Source organism: Streptomyces flaveus, assembly GCF_014647675.1.
Classification (GTDB): domain Bacteria; phylum Actinomycetota; class Actinomycetes; order Streptomycetales; family Streptomycetaceae; genus Streptomyces; species Streptomyces flaveus.
The window spans coordinates 129,477-144,166 of record NZ_BMPQ01000021.1; the positions used below are offsets into that span (position 1 = coordinate 129,477).

Genomic DNA, 14,690 nt, shown 5'->3' on the forward strand with positions numbered 1-14,690 from the left:
CGGGCCTTGGCGGGCTTTGTGGTGGATTGTTGCTGTCCGCCGGATGGCGCGCGGCGGGCAGCAGGCGTACCACGGAAGGGCATGGGGACCCGTTCCGGGACCCCACCACTCCTAGGAGGAGCCATGCAGCAGCCCGAGACCATGAGCCCGATGAGCAAGGAGATGCAGGACTGCGTCGAGGCCTGCATGAACTGCCACAGCGTGTGCGAGGAGACCATGAGTTCCTGCATGCAGATGGGCGGCCAGGCCCAGATGCAGATCATGCGCGCGCTCATGGACTGCTCCGAGATGACCCGTATGTGCTCGGACATGATGATGCGCAGGTCGCCGATGTCGGCCGAGATGTGCGCCATGTGCGCGCGGGCGTGCGAGATGTGCGCGGAGGCGTGTATGGCGATGCCGGACGACGCGCAGATGATGCGCTGCGCCGAGGCGTGTCGCCACTGTGCGCAGACGTGCCGCGCGATGTCCGGCGCCACGGCCTGAGGGCTATGGCATGAGCCTCGGCTGACCCGGTCGCGGCACGAAAGGACGGCACGCAAAAGCCCGCTTCCCAGACATCCGTCAGGTGCCTGTGAAGCGGGCTTTGCCGGCTTTGCCTTTTACTCCGTAACCGTCACCTTCTCGTCGTTCTTCAGCTGCTCCACCAGGGTCTTCATCTTGGCTTCGTCCCACTGGAGGTTGCCGTTGGCGGCGTTGCCGGAGATGGGCATGTTCATGGACTTGCCCTCGCCGCCGGTGACGCCCTTCATGGCCCAGAACATGGAGGCCAGGTTCCACAGGGACATGTCCTTGTCGACGGTGAGGGTGTCGAGGCCGGCGCCCATGGTCGGGTAGAGCTTGAAGGGGTTCAGGACCGTGGACGGCGTCGCCGTCTGGCTGGCGAGGGCCGCGAGGAACTTCTGCTGGTTCTTCGTACGGTCCAGGTCGCTGCCCTTGAGGGCGTATCGCGTACGGACGAAGGCCAGGGACTCCTCGCCGCTGAGGGTCTGCTTGCCCGCCTCGAAGTCGGCGCCGGACTTGGTGTCCTTCATGCCGCCCGGGGGGATCGTGATCTCCACGCCGCCGATCGCATCGACGATCTTCGCGAAGCCGGCGAAGCCGATCTCCGCGTAGTGGTCGATGCGCAGGCCCGTGTTCGCCTCGACGGTACGCACGAGCAGTTCGGGTCCGTCCTCCGCGTACGCCGCGTTCAGCTTCACCTGGCGGCCGGTGCCTTCGTAGAGCTTGCCGGAGTCGGAGCCCTTGAACGACGGAATCTCGACGTTCGAGTCGCGCGGCAGCGAGATCATCGTGTTCCCGTTGTCGCCGACGTGCAGGATCATCATCGAGTCCGTGCGCTTGCCCTCGGCGGAGCCCGTACGGAGCTTCTTCTTCTCCTCGGCGGACAGGCCCTCGCGGCTGTCGGAGCCGACGATCAGGTAGTTCGTGCCCTCGCCCGCCTCGGGCCGGTCGATCACCTTGGACAGGTCGACGTCGCGCTTGAGCTTCGAGTCGGCCCAGAAGTACGTACTCACGGAGGCCACGATCAGCAGCGTGACCAGCGTTATCGCGGTCCACTTGATCCGGCGGCGCCAGTTCGGCGCGGCCCGGCCGTGGGACGCGGGCCCTTCAGGACCGCCGCCGCCCGACGAGCCGTACACCTGGCCCGTGTTGTAGCCGCTGTTGAAGTTGTCGTCGGCGTAGCCGTATCCGTCGTCGTAGGGGGGCTGCGGCGGGACCCCGCCCCGTGGCGGTGCCGACGGGCCCGAGCCCGGGCCGCGCCCCACCTGCCGCATCACGCGCGCGCCCTCGGGCTGGGCGTTCGCGCTGCCGCGGCCGTAACGGTCGCCGCCGTTGTCTCCGTGCCATCCCTCGGGCCAATTGTTCATGCGCCCCAGTGTGCAGTGCCGAACGGCCCGGCTTACAAGAGTCGACGGAAAATCACACCACCCCCGTTGCAAAGCTGATGCAAACCGGACCTTGCAGAGACTGACATAAAGAGAAAGGGCAGGGCAGAACAGGCTCCTCGACCGGAATGCGATATTCCGGTCAGGATTCCCGTCAAGCCGCACGGTCCGCGGCCCGCCGCCTCATGGACACCCCACCTCGTCCCCCGTGACCACCCTGGCCTCCCCGTGCCGCGCATCCTCCGCCCGTACCTTCGCCACCCGCTCGAAGTCCGAGCCCGCGATCACCCTCAGCGTCGGGCCCTGGCCCTTGACCGCCCGCGACCGACTGCCCGGCAGGGCCGCCGCCAGGGACTTGGCCGAGCGGTTCCAGCCGGGGTCGTACGTGATGAGGGTGTGGTCGACGGAGCGGTCGCGGGCGTTCGTCGGGACGCCCGTCGTGTTGAAGCCCGTCGCGGACAGCGCGTGGTCGATGTGGCGGCCGAGGCCCGGTGTGGTCGTGCCGTTCTCGACCTGGACGCGGATCTGCTGCGGGGCCACGTCGACGCGTACGGCCTTGGAGGGGGTGTGGTGCGGGGCGAGGGGCTTGTCCTCGCGCAGGGCACGGAAGATCCGCTCCGACTTCTTCGCGTCCCACTTCAGCGTCGAGCCGATGCCCTTCACGGGGAAATCCATCCGCCCGATCGGGACGGTCACGAACTCCGAGGACGACGGCGAGAAGTTCCGCATCGCCCATCCCAGATCGACCAGCTTGCCGGGCCCGAAGCCCTTGTCCGCCCGCACCGAGCCGAGCACGGTCTGCGTCACATCGCGGAACTTCATCGGGTTCAGCAGCACACCGGAGGAGGTGGCCCGCTCGACCAGCGCGGCCAGGAAACGCTGCTGGCGCTGCATCCGGCTGAGGTCCGCGGTGCCGTCGATGTGCCGGGAACGTACGTACTGGAGCGCCTGGCCGCCGTTCAGGTCGTGCTCCCCGGCGGGCAGGTTCAGGCCGGTGTGCGAGTCCTTCAGAGGGCGCACCGTGCAGATCCGTACGCCGCCGAGCTCGTCCACCGTCTTCATGAAGCTGGTGAAGTCGACCTCCAGGTAGTGGTCGATCTTCACGCGGGTCATGTTCTCGACGGTACGCACGGTCAGTTGCGGCCCGCCCTCCACGTACGCGGCGTTGAGCTTGAGCGCGTGCGGGCGGTGCCGTTCGCCGGTGCGGCGGTCGGTGTGCGCGGGTGTCTCGGCGTACGAGTCGCGGGGCAGGCTGACGATGCTGGCCCGCTTCCGGTCCTGCGAGATGTGCACGATCATCACGGTGTCCGTGCAGCGGCAGGGCAGGCCGCCCAGGCGGTATTTCCTGCGCTCCGCCCTGCTGATCCGCTCGCGGCCGTCGGTGCCGACCAGCAGGACGTTCATGCCGTCGCCCTGCGCGGGCCGGTTCTTCATGTCCTTGAAAGGGTTGACGCGGTCGATGTCGGCGTCGACGCCGGTGACCACCGCGTGCCCGACGCCGGCCGCCGCGAGTACCACCACGGAGAGCGAGGTCACCACGCGCATGGCGCACCGTGACCGTTTGCGCTGTACGGGCGGCCGCGCCGGGTGCTGCCGCGGAGGGCGAGCGGGTCTGCGGGGCGGCGTGGGCAAGGAGGACACCTCCGCGTCGGCCGGGTGTGGGGGTCCGTTGAGAACCGTAGGCCCATATGATCTGCGGCCCGCAGCGGCAAGCCGGACGGCGCGCTTCCGTGTCCCCCGTTCGCGGTAACGTACGGCCTGATACTGCATTTCCCGGGGGGACTGCGCCTGACAGCCGCTGCGCGGCGGGCCGGACCCCCAGCCGAAAAGACGAGAAGGAAGCCCAGCACGTGAATTCCGACGGGCGACTCCCCGCCGTGTCCGTGATCATGCCCGTCCTCGACGAGGAGCGGCATCTGCGCGGAGCCGTCCAAGCGATCCTCGCCCAGGAGTACGACGGCGAGATGGAGGTCGTGATCGCCATCGGTCCCTCCACGGACCGTACGGACGAGATCGCGGCCGAGCTCGTACGAGAAGACTCCCGCGTGCACACCGTCCCGAACCCGACGGGCCGTACGCCGGCCGCGCTGAACGCCGCGATCAAGGCGTCCCGGCACCCCGTCGTCGTCCGTGTCGACGGGCACGGCATGCTCTCGCCGAACTACATCGCGACCGCCGTACGCCTTCTGGAGGAGACCGGCGCGCAGAACGTCGGCGGCATCATGCACGCCGAGGGCGAGAACGACTGGGAGCACGCGGTGGCGGCGGCCATGACGTCGAAGATCGGCGTGGGCAATGCCGTCTTCCACACCGGTGGCGAGGCCGGGCCCGCCGAGACCGTGTATCTGGGCGTCTTCCGGCGCGAGGCTCTGGAGCAACAGGGCGGCTACAACGAGGAGTTCATCCGCGCCCAGGACTGGGAGCTCAACTTCCGGATCAGGGAGGCGGGCGGCCTGATCTGGTTCTCGCCGGAGCTGAAGGTCTCGTACCGGCCCAGGCCTTCGGTGCGCGCCCTCGCCAAGCAGTACAAGGACTACGGCCGTTGGCGCCACGTCGTCGCCCGCTACCACGAGGGCTCCATCAACCTGCGCTACCTCGCTCCGCCGGTGGCGGTGTGCGCGATAGCGGCGGGCCTCGTGGCGGGCGCCGCGCTGACCCCCTGGGGTTTCGTCATCCCGGGCGGCTATCTCGCGGCCATCGCCGCCGGTTCCGTACCGGCGGGCAAGGGCCTCCCGCTCAAGGCACGCCTGCAGATCCCCGTAGCCCTCGCCACGATGCACATGTCGTGGGGGTGGGGCTTCCTGACCAGCCCACGTTCACTGGCCAGGAAGGTCATCGCCTCCCGGCGGCCCGCGGTGCTCACGGAGAGCTGAGCACCGCGGCGATGCTGGGGAACTACCAGCGGTAGGGCTCGTACACGGGCATGCACTTGTCGCTGTCCGAGCCGTTCAGGGCGTCGGCTGAGTCGGGGACATCCCCGGCCTCGGGCTTGGACTGCTTCGGATAGGCCGAGCCCTCACGCCAGTCGGCGCCCACGACGAGGGTGACGCCGGAGACATCGGTCGACCTCTTCACCGAACTCAGCGGAATCCCCAGCGACTTGGCGACACGCTGGGCATCGCCCTCCAACTCGGCACTCGGATAGCGGACCACCGTCTTGTCCTCGGCGAGAGCCACCGTCCCGTCGGCCGTCGCCCTGCTGAAGCCTTTCTGCACGAGCGACTGGCTCACCGCGTTCGCACGCCCGCCGACCGGAGCGAGGGTGGAGGAGCGCGTGCCGTTCTGCACCACGATGCCGATCTCGCCGTCCTCGGCGGCCGGGTCGCCGGAGGCCTGCTCCTTGGCAGGCTTCTTCTTCGCGTCCGACTTCTTTCCCTTGTTGTCGAAGGCCACGTCGTCGCGGACCATCGCCCACACCTTCTCGGCGTCCGCACCGTTCGGCACCAGGTGGTTGCGGTTCTGCGGGTCCTCGACGGTCGGCATGGTCGTCATGGTGATGCGGTCGGTCGGCACCGTCTTGAGCTGCATGCCGAGTCCGTACAGGTCATCGACCGAGCCGATCTCCTCGGAGACCGTCAGGGAGTCCGTGGCCGCCTCGGCCAGGTTCATCAGCCGGCCGGTGTCGGTGAAGACGTTCTGCTTCTTCAGCGTGCGGATCATCGAGTTCATGTACATGTGCTGGGCTTCGGCGCGCCCGAGGTCGCTCTTGAAGGCGTGCCTGGTACGCAGCCACTGCAACGCCTGCTTGCCCTGGACCTTCTGCTTGCCCTTCTCCAGCTTGAGACCGGAGCCACCCGGGACGCCGGGCAGCGGGCGGTCATGCACGTTCTGCTCCACACAGACCTCGACACCGCCGATGGCGTCCGCCATCTTCACCACGCCCGCGAAGTCGATCGTCATCCAGTGATCGATATAGGCACCGGTGAGGTTCTCCCAGGTGGCCAGCGTGCAGCCGGCTCCGCCGCGGGCCAGCGAGGCGTTGATGATGTCGTTGGTCGCCGGGTAGGTATCGCCGGTCTCGGGGTCCTCGCACTCGGGGATGTCGACCCGGGTGTCGCGCGGAATGCTCACCACCGAGGCGTGCTTCCGGCCCGCGGACAGATGGATGAGCATCTGGACGTCACCCCGCGGCTTGGTGCCCACGCTCTCCTTGCTCCCGCCCAGTTCCAGGTTCTCCGTCGAGTTACGGCTGTCGGAACCGATCAGCAGGATGTTCAGCGGCGTCTGGCCGGCCGCGTTCGGCTCCGCCTTCTTGGCGTCGGAGTCTCCGCTTCTGCGCTCGCCCTTGTCGAGGTTGTTGTTCAGATGCCAGTAGTAGACGTATCCGGCGCCGGCCGTGCCAAGTATCAGTACCGACAGAGTTGTCGCGGACCAGCGGAGTATGCCGCGTTTGCCCCGCGGCCGTCTTCTGCTGCCGCGCCGTCTGCCTCCCGCACCGCCGCCGTCACCGCCGTCGGCCGGCCCTGCGCCCTCGTGCGGACCGTCATCCCGGCCCAGGTCCCGAGCCTGTCCGACGCGTGATCGCGTCGGTCTCCCACGGACACCACTCTGTGTCATGCCCTTGCCCTCCCCACCCCTGCGCCACGGAACAGGCCTGCCATACGCCTTGGTAGACGCATGGCAGGCCGTTCAGGTCAATTGGCGCACTCGACTTTGTCCGCCGTGGACTTGTCCACATCCGGCGTCGTCGACGGAGCGGTGAGGGATTCCCCAGCCCCCTCGAAGTCCTCTCCCAGGGTCAGCGTGATCGCCGGTAGCCCTTGGGAGTTGGTCACGCTTTCACCCGGCTTCATGGCCGACCCGGACAGGCCCATGATGTCGGCGAGCCTGCGTGCCTGGTCTGCCTGATCGGGAGCGTACTCGAGGGTTGTCTTCTTCAGGGTCGTCTCGGCGTTACCCGCGTTCTCGGACTTGGTCACGCCCTCGTCGATCTGCAGGTAGTTGAGGGTTTCCTGTGCGGAGCCCGGGGCGGCGCCGCCGTTGAGGACCCGTACGCGTACGTCCGCGGGGGCGGCCTTGGTGCCCTTGAGGCGGGCAGCGACCGCCGCCTTCTCCTTCTGCTGCTGCTTCTTCACCGCGGTGAACGAAACGTCGTCCTTGATCATCGAGAAGACGTCGGGTGCCTTCGTCTCGTCGACGACGACCGTGGCCTTGATCCGCTCGGTGGGGTTGTCCTTCACCGGCACCGTCACGAAGGAGACGTTCTTCGGCGGCACCTTCTTCAGTTCCAGGGCCACGTCCTTGAGCGTGCTGACCTTGCCGATGCCGGTGTCGACGGTCAGCGCCTTGGTGGCGGCCTCCGCCAGCTTCACCAGCTTTGTAGGGCTGGTCAGAGTGTCGCTGGAGGACATCTTTCGCATCAGCGAACCCAGGAACTGCTGCTGCACCTTGATGCGGTCGAGGTCGCCGCTGTTGCCGAAGCTCTTCCGGGTGCGGACGAAGGCGAGCGCCTGCTCGCCCTCGACCGTCGACGTGCCCGCGGGCAGTTTGAGCTTCGACTCCTCGTCATCGACGGGTTCGGTGAGACAGACCTCGACCCCGCCCACCGCCGACGTCAGCGTCTTCACCGCGTTGAAGTCGGCCATCATGAAGTGGTCCACCGAGATGCCGGTGGCCTCCTTGACCGTACGCATCGTGCAGCCCGGATCCCGTCCGCCCTCCCCGAGGCTCGAGTTGAAGCGGACGCCCTGCGAGCCGGCGACGATCTTGGTGGTGCCGTCCTCCTGCTTGGTGGGACAGTCCGGAACGTCGACGATCAGGTCGCGCGGAATACTCATCGCGGTCGCGTTCGTACGGTCCTTGGAGACGTGCAGCAGGATGTTGGTGTCGGCGTGCCCGATGTTGTTGACGTCGCCGTACCCCTGATTGCCCTTACCGGTGCGCTTGTCGGTACCGATGATCAGGATGTTGAAGGCCTTGTCCTTGCTGAAGTTCCCCGCGCCCGCGCTCCCGACGTCCGTCGTGTTGACGTTGCCCTCGAGGTGCTTGACGTAGATGTAGCCCGCGGTCGAGACGGCGACCAGCGCGAAGGCCACGGTGCCGGCGGTCCACAGCGCTATCTTCTTGCCCCTGGGTTTCTGCTGCCTGACCTTGCGACGACTCGGCGGCGGCCCCTGTGGCGGGCGCCGCCTGCGTGGGCCGGGTACGTCGGGCGACGGCACCGCCTGAGGCGTTCCCCGGTATTCCCGCCCCGGCGCCGTACGGCCGCGCGGGGGTGCGGCGGTACCTGCGGTCGCGGTTCTGGAAGAGCGGGGGCCGGGGACCGACGGCTGCGCTGCGGAATGACCCAGTCGCAATTCGTAGTCACCGGTGTTCGGATTGAGTACCCACTGGTCTGCGGGGTCGATATTGTCCGCCCGCCCTCGGCCTTGCGCGTCCACGGTTGTGTCAGTCCTCCGTCGGGGCCACGCGGCGCCTTCTCCCCTCAAAAGGCGCCTGGTCTCGTTCAAGCAGTGCATGACCTCATCGGGTGCACCGGACCGCTCACACTATCCGGCCGGATCACCGTCAAGGGGAGCCGGTGACAAATTGCACGTCTTACAACTGGGCAATCCGCCCCATACTTTTGGACGAATGTTCCCCGGCTTGACGTGCCCTTTACCCGTAGACACGTTCGGGGCTTAACCGCACGGGTCATCAGCCGCCGTGTTCCCGCGGAAAGTCGGCGCCGGGCTGGGCGTGGATGAGGGTCCGTCATTCCGCTTTCCGCCCGATTTGCCGCTCTGACTGTCGGAGTTGTCCGCGACCTCTACCGGGTCGTCCCTGCGCAGCCGCTCGAAGAGTTTCTCCGCCTCGGGCTCCATCAATTGGTCGCGATTGGGGTTGTAGGGGTACGACTCCCTCGGCACCGTCAGAAACTGCACATGTTCGGTGGGGATATCGCGCAGACCTCGCACCAGGTCGTACAGGCCCCGCAGGTTCGCCAGCGCCGGGTCCGTGGTGAGCGCCGAGGTCGCCGCGTCGAGCACCGGATAGAGCTTCACGGGATTCAGCAGTACGTCATTGCCGCGCACCTTGCTGACGAGCGCGCCCAGGAACCGCTGCTGGCGTTCCATCCGCTCGGTGTCGCTGCCGTCGCCGAGGCTCTTGCGGGCGCGTACGTAGCCGAGGGCCTGCTCGCCGTCGAGCTTCACCCTGCCCTCGGGGAGCCGCAGTTTCGCCGCGCGGTCGTCCATCGGCTCCTTGAGGCACACCTCGACGCCGTCGACCGCGTCGACCATGTCCTTGAAGCCGTTGAAGTCCACGACCATGTGGTGGTCGACCCGGATGTCCGTCAGCTTCTCGACCGTACGGATCGTGCAGGCCGAACCCCCGGCCTGGAAGGCGTAGTTGAACATCGCGAACACCGGCTTGCTGCGGCTGCCGTCCGGGCGCCGACAGCCGGGCACGTCCACCATCAGGTCGCGCGGTATCGAAACGGCGGTCGCGCTGCGCCGGTTCGCCGCGAGGTGCAGCAGGATCACGGTGTCGGAGCGCTCGGTGCCGGAGTCCCGCCCGTACTTGCGGTTCTCCTCGCCCGAGCGCGAGTCGGACCCGATCAGCAGAATGTTCCGCGCGCCCTTCACCAACGCGGTCGGCCGCTCCTTCTCGTACCGGGCGAGCTCGGCCGCGGCGGCTTCGTCCGCCGTGATGTTCCCGTCCAGCTTCTCGTACACCACCCACCCGCCCCCCGCCGCCGCGAGCAGCCCCAGCCCGACCCCCACCGCCAGATACCTGAGCCACCGCCGCCGCACACCTCCGGCCCCGGTGGGCGAAGCGCCCCGACCGGGTCCAACGCCTCCGGTGCCGCTCACTTCGGATCCACCCCTCACGGCGTACGAGCGTGTCGTGCTCTTACGACCATGGACCGGGTGGGGGCGGGGGGCCTGCGGGCGGGGGTGAGGGCTGGGCCAGATGGGGGATTTCTCGGGGGTGCCTCTCTGCGGGGCGGTACGGGGAGCGTCCCTTAAGGGGCGCGGGGCTGTATCAACATGCGACTCCGCCGCGTGGGCGCGACCAGCCACGACGGACGGAAAGCCGCCATACGGCCCGTAACCCCCGAACCATCCGCGGCTAGCGTTTCGTCGCCGTCACCCGTTCACTCTCGATCCGCTTGGCCACCGTATCCTCACCCAACTGATCCAGGTGACGGCACAGCACCACAGAGGCCCCCGTGGCAAGCGGCGCGTACAGCCCGGCGCTAAGCCCCTCCCACGTGTCGTAAGACAGCCCCGACAGCAGTCGCGACCCGGGCCCCGTAAGCCCAAACCCCGTGGCATCGGCCCGAGCCCGCTCAACAACCTCCGCCCCCGTGAACTCAGCCCCGGCAACGATCAGCGCAGCCGCCTCCGGGTCCACGGGAGCGTACGGCTGGAAACGGTCACCCTGCGAGGGGACCTCGACGGCATAGTCGACGTACCCCTCAGGCGGAGCCGAAAAGCGGCGCCCCAGTGGCGCGAGCGACAGCGCGACCCGGTCGCCGGTGCAGGCGAGCCCCGCCTCGAACCGGCCCGGCCCCGCGACGACATGGTCGGCGGCAGCCGGATCGCCCTCGACGTCCGCGATCACGCCCACCGAGGAGCAGGCGAGCAGCCACACCGCGGTCTGCCAGTGTGCGGGCAGCAGCAGTGCGACCCGTTCGCCGGGCTCGGCGGACAGTTCGTCCTGGAGGAGGTTGGCGGTCTTGGCCACCCAATTGGCGAAGGTGGCCACGGACAGTTCGACCCGTTCGCCGGTGGCGTCGTCGTAGAAGGTCACGAGGGGGCGTGCCGGGTCCGCGGCGAGGGCGGATCGCAGCAGGTCGGCAGGGGTGCGGTCGGTGGCGGTCACGAGAGGAAAGCGTACGCGGGCCCTCGGCCGGGCGGGGGAGGCCGGGCCACCGGTTCGGGCGAGTGCCAGCAGACGGTCCGTCAAGTCCCGGATGGACAGATAAGTATCGTTATGTACACGATCAGGGGCATGCGTGGATACCTTGCTTCCTCGATCGCCGTGGCGTGTGCGGCCGCCCTGGCCCTCCCGCTGACGTCCCCCTCCGCCGCTCTGGCCGGCACCTCGAGACCCGCGACCGCCGAGAGACGGGCGGCCCCGGAAGCGCCGGCCGTCCCAGAAACGCAGGCCGTCCCCGGCAGTACCAAGTCGCTCCCGCTCGCCCCGCTCACCCGCGACCGCGCCCTCGGCGCCGCCTCCGTGCAGGGGCTGCACCGGCGCGACGTAACCCGCTTCTCGCTGGTCGGCGTCGTCTGGGACGACCCGGACACGGAACTGAATGGCCGGGTCCAGGTCCGTACACGCTCCGCCGACACCGCCAAGTGGTCCGCCTGGCAGGACATCGAGACGCACAGCATGGAGCACGCCGCCGACCCGGACACCGACGAGGGCACCTCCGAGCGGGTACGCGGCTCCACGGCACCGCTGTGGGTGGGGGAGTCGGACGGCGTGGAGGTGCGCGTACAGGCCAAGACGCACGCCGAGGACGGACAGGCCGTCACGAGCCAACCGCTGCCCGGCGGACTGCGCCTCGAACTCGTCGACCCCGGCACCGAGCCCCCGCCCGCGGGTCCTGAACTGAAAGCCCCGAACGCCGGCTCGCTCACCGCCGAGTCCGCCGCAGCGTCCGCCGCCAACGCCGACCTCGCACCGCTCGGCGCCACCGTCATCCCGGAACTGACCCGCAAGCAGACGCAGGAGGACTTCCTCAAGACCCGTGTGAGTGAGGGGGCGGCCACGAACCCGTACATCGGCCCGCGGCCGCGCATCGTCACCCGCCGCGGCTGGGGCGCGGACGAGGGCCTGCGCGAGCGGAACTTCAGCTACACCAAGTCCGTCCGGGCCGCCTTCGTGCACCACAGCGCCTCGGGCAACAACTACTCCTGCTCGCAAGCCGGTTCAGTCATCCGCAGTATCTACCGCTACCACGTCAAGAGCAGTGGCTGGCGTGACATCGGGTACAACTTCCTCGTCGACAAGTGCGGAAACATCTACGAGGGGCGGGCCGGGGGCGTGGCCAAGCCGGTCAAGGGCGCCCACACTCTCGGTTTCAACGGCAACAGCATGGGGATCGCCGTCCTCGGCAACTTCGGCAACTCGCAGCCGCCGGAGGCCGCGGTGGAGGGCGTCGCCCGGCTCACGGCGTGGAAGCTCGGCCTCCACGGGGTGGATCCGGCGGGCAAGACATATCTGAAGTCGGCCGGTGGCAACCTCTTCCGAAAAGGCAGGAACGTACAACTGAACGTGATCTCCGGACACCGGGACGGCTTCGCCACCGAGTGCCCGGGCGCCCGGCTGTACGCCAAGCTCCACGAGGCCAGGACCAGTTCGGCCCACCACCAGGGCCGATGAGGTCGGGGCTGCGGCTCCCCACGGCCACTCAAGAGGCTCCCCACGGCCATCGAACGGTCTGCATACACTGGCCGGCCGACAGACAGTTCGGCCGGCCCCACAGGGAAGCAGAGACGACAGGTGACAGAAGCGATCCTCCTGGTCGGCGGCAAAGGCACACGGCTGCGCCCGCTCACGGTGCACACGCCGAAGCCGATGGTCCCGGCGGCCGGGGTACCGTTCCTCACGCACCAACTGGCGAGAGCCAAAGCGGCGGGGGTCGAGCACATCGTGCTCGCCACGTCCTATCTGGCCGAGGTCTTCGAACCGTACTTCGGCGACGGCTCGTCGCTGGGGCTCCACATCGAGTACGTCACCGAGGCCGAGCCCCTCGGCACGGGCGGCGCCATCCGGAACGTGGCCTCCCGCCTTCACTCCGCCCCCGACGATCCCGTCCTGATCTTCAACGGGGACATACTCACCGGCCTCGACATACCGGCCCTGGTCGCCACCCACCAGTCCTCGGGCGCGGATGTCTCCCTGCACCTGACGCGTGTCGCGGACCCGAGGGCGTACGGCCTGGTCCCGACCGACGCCTCGGGCCGCGTACAGGCATTCCTCGAGAAGCCCCAGACCCCCGAGGAGATCGTCACCGACCAGATCAACGCGGGGGCGTACGTCTTCCGGCGCTCGGTCATCGACATGATCCCCGCCGGCCGTCCGGTCTCGGTGGAACGCGAGACCTTCCCGGACCTGCTGTCCTCAGGCGCACACCTCCAGGGCATGGTCGACTCGACCTACTGGCTGGACCTCGGCACCCCCCAGGCCTTCGTACGAGGCTCCGCGGACCTCGTCCTCGGCCGCGCCCCCTCCCCGGCAGTCCCCGGCCGCTGCGGCGACTGCCTCGTCCTGCCGACGGCCACGGTCGCCCCGGACGCGAAGCTGACGGGTGGCACGGTGGTCGGCGAGGACGCGGTGATCGGCTCGGGTGTGCGGATCTCAGGCTCCACGGTTCTGGCGGGAGCGGTGGTGGACCCGGGAGCGGTGATCACGGACTCCCTGATCGGTGCCAGAGCCCAGGTCGGCACCCGCTCCGTCCTCACGGGAGTGGTGGTGGGCGACGGCGCAACGGTGGGCCCGGACAACGAACTGAGGGAGGGCGTACGGGTGTGGTGCGACGCGGTGTTGCCGGAGGGGGCGGTGCGGTTCTCGTCGGATCAGTGAGCATCACTTGTGAGCCCGGGCCAGGCAAATTCAGCCCGTCCGGCGTTTGAGGACGAGGCCGTTCAGGCCGATAGGGGGTCTGGGGGCGCAGCCCCCAGCGGGGTCCAGGGGCAGAGCCCCTGGCGGTGGGGTCTGGGGCGAAGCCCCAGGGACAGTCACAGCCGTCCAATATCCCCGCGGGGCATACGTGGCTGACGCCGAGGCGGAGTGCGGCCGCTCAGCAGAATGAGCCGAGCCGCACGATGCCGCTGCCCCGCATACGGCTCCAGCAACTCCAACATGACGGAGTCATCCGCATCCCGGTCACCCGCCAGCGCATACCCCACGATCCCCGGCAGATGCAGGTCCCCGACCGTCACCGAATCCGCCGCCCCATGACTGCGCTGCACGGTCTCCGCCGAGGTCCAGGGCCCGATCCCGGACACCAGCTCCAGCCGGGCCTGCGCGGCAACCGGCTCGAACCCCACCGCCTCCTCCAACCGCCGAGCCACCCGAACCGCCCGCAGAATCGTCGACGCCCGCTTGTTGTCGACCCCGGCCCGATGCCACTCCCACGAGGGGATCAACGCCCAGGTCCGCGGCTCCGGCATGACATACATGCGTCCGGGCGCGGGTCCGGGCGCCGGCACGCCGTACTTCCGTACGAGCAACTGCCAGGCCCGGTACGCCTCTTGCGTCGTGACCTTCTGCTCCAGAATCGACGGAATCAACGACTCCATGACCAGCCCCGTACGCGTCAGCCGCAGCCCCGGCCGCCGATGCCGCGCGAGCGCAACCAGCCGATGCCGTGGCTCGAAGGCGGAGGGATCGTCCAACTCCCCGAGCATCCGCGGGAGTTGCTCCAGCAGCCAGTCGGCCCCGGGCCCCCAGGCTTCCCCCACGGCGACCCCGCCCCGCATCGAGACCCGCAGCGTCCCGGGCCCCGCGGGCGTACGGCTGGCCCGCCACACCGCCCCGTCCGGCGTGGCCCGGAACGTCGGATCGGCGGGCCCACGCCGCAGCGGCCCGAGCACGAGCCCCAGATCGAGCGGCCCGGGCAGCGTCCAGCTACGCGTACGCCCAGGCGCCGCGGCCTGCCGCGTCACGCGCCCGGCGGCGGCGACATGCCCGCCGCGTACGGTCGTACGCGTCGGTCGGGGGTCGAAACGTCCGGCCACGGGCGGGGTCCTAGGGGTGTCGGGAGCGCGGGGCGCTGAGGTGCTCTAAGAGACTAAGCGACCCCGGGGAAGTGCGGGCACGCCCCCACGCCGCCCGGCACGCACTCTCGCCGCACCGGGCACA

The 14,690-nt window shown here is 69.0% G+C and carries 11 protein-coding genes; 4 read left to right on the forward strand and 7 right to left on the reverse strand.

Going from position 1 to position 14,690, the window contains the following annotated elements; all coding sequences use genetic code 11:
• Positions 1 to 123: 123 nt before the first annotated feature.
• Complete coding sequence (locus IEZ21_RS32265; protein ID WP_033326651.1) at positions 124 to 486, forward strand: four-helix bundle copper-binding protein; 363 nt, start codon at positions 124 to 126, stop codon at positions 484 to 486.
• 116 nt (positions 487 to 602) lie between these two features.
• Here the strand turns inward: IEZ21_RS32265 and IEZ21_RS32270 are convergent, their stop codons facing one another.
• Together IEZ21_RS32270 and IEZ21_RS32275 are read right to left on the reverse strand one after the other, a co-directional pair.
• The gene (locus tag IEZ21_RS32270) at positions 603 to 1,871 is read right to left on the reverse strand and encodes an LCP family protein (RefSeq protein WP_189325364.1); all 1,269 of its coding nucleotides are present in this window, start codon (positions 1,869 to 1,871) and stop codon (positions 603 to 605) included.
• Positions 1,872 to 2,072: 201 nt separating this feature from the next.
• Complete coding sequence (locus IEZ21_RS32275) at positions 2,073 to 3,521, reverse strand: LCP family protein (protein ID WP_444544980.1); 1,449 nt, start codon at positions 3,519 to 3,521, stop codon at positions 2,073 to 2,075.
• Between the two features lie 218 nt (positions 3,522 to 3,739).
• On the opposite strand from IEZ21_RS32275, the gene IEZ21_RS32280 reads away from it, so the two are divergent.
• Entirely contained in the window at positions 3,740 to 4,762 is a 1,023-nt protein-coding gene (locus IEZ21_RS32280) for a glycosyltransferase family 2 protein (protein WP_189325366.1), read from the forward strand.
• A 22-nt stretch (positions 4,763 to 4,784) separates the two neighbouring features.
• On the opposite strand, the gene IEZ21_RS32285 is transcribed toward IEZ21_RS32280, so the two are convergent.
• From IEZ21_RS32285 to IEZ21_RS32300, 4 genes are all read right to left on the reverse strand, one after another.
• Positions 4,785 to 6,446: an LCP family protein gene (locus IEZ21_RS32285; protein ID WP_189325367.1), complete on the reverse strand. Its 1,662-nt coding sequence runs from the start codon at positions 6,444 to 6,446 to the stop codon at positions 4,785 to 4,787.
• A 77-nt stretch (positions 6,447 to 6,523) separates the two neighbouring features.
• Positions 6,524 to 8,269, reverse strand: coding sequence for an LCP family protein (locus IEZ21_RS32290; protein ID WP_189325368.1), 1,746 nt, complete (start codon positions 8,267 to 8,269; stop codon positions 6,524 to 6,526).
• A 240-nt stretch (positions 8,270 to 8,509) separates the two neighbouring features.
• Positions 8,510 to 9,682: an LCP family protein gene (locus IEZ21_RS32295; RefSeq protein ID WP_444544981.1), complete on the reverse strand. Its 1,173-nt coding sequence runs from the start codon at positions 9,680 to 9,682 to the stop codon at positions 8,510 to 8,512.
• 259 nt (positions 9,683 to 9,941) lie between these two features.
• Positions 9,942 to 10,697 (reverse strand): TIGR03089 family protein, encoded by a 756-nt coding sequence (locus IEZ21_RS32300; protein WP_189325369.1) that lies wholly within the window; start codon positions 10,695 to 10,697, stop codon positions 9,942 to 9,944.
• 129 nt (positions 10,698 to 10,826) lie between these two features.
• On the opposite strand from IEZ21_RS32300, the gene IEZ21_RS32305 reads away from it, so the two are divergent.
• Positions 10,827 to 12,206: a peptidoglycan recognition protein family protein gene (locus IEZ21_RS32305; RefSeq protein ID WP_246568345.1), complete on the forward strand. Its 1,380-nt coding sequence runs from the start codon at positions 10,827 to 10,829 to the stop codon at positions 12,204 to 12,206.
• A gap of 120 nt (positions 12,207 to 12,326) precedes the next feature.
• Entirely contained in the window at positions 12,327 to 13,409 is a 1,083-nt protein-coding gene (gene manB, locus IEZ21_RS32310; RefSeq protein WP_189325371.1) for a mannose-1-phosphate guanylyltransferase, read from the forward strand.
• 155 nt (positions 13,410 to 13,564) lie between these two features.
• On the opposite strand, the gene IEZ21_RS32315 is transcribed toward manB, so the two are convergent.
• Positions 13,565 to 14,566 carry a DNA-3-methyladenine glycosylase family protein gene (locus IEZ21_RS32315; protein ID WP_189325372.1) on the reverse strand — a complete coding sequence of 334 codons (1,002 nt, stop codon included), beginning with the start codon at positions 14,564 to 14,566 and terminating at the stop codon, positions 13,565 to 13,567.
• Positions 14,567 to 14,690: the final 124 nt, after the last annotated feature.